The 216-nt window shown below is 42.6% G+C and carries 1 rRNA gene; it reads left to right on the top strand.

From position 1 onward, the window contains the following. Positions 1 to 135: 135 nt before the first annotated feature. Positions 136 to 216 (top strand): 5S ribosomal RNA (gene rrf / locus MMO38_RS16720); the annotation flags it as partial.

The raw sequence follows: 216 nt of genomic DNA on the forward strand, positions 1-216 counted from the left end.
ATTTAGTTGAAAAACTAGTTACAATTCAGACCCAATGAAGCTAATCCGTTAATAACTCTTTGGTTCGTAAGTAAGGCACACACTGTGAAATTTAACTCACAACGTGATTAAGACCCCAAAGCACCACAACAGTTTGCTGGCGACAATAGCAAGAGTGAACCACCTGATCCCTTCCCGAACTCAGAAGTGAAACCTCTTCGCGCTGATGGTAGTGTG

This window comes from Acinetobacter sp. NIPH 1852, from assembly GCF_022549455.1.
Classification (GTDB): Bacteria; Pseudomonadota; Gammaproteobacteria; order Pseudomonadales; family Moraxellaceae; genus Acinetobacter.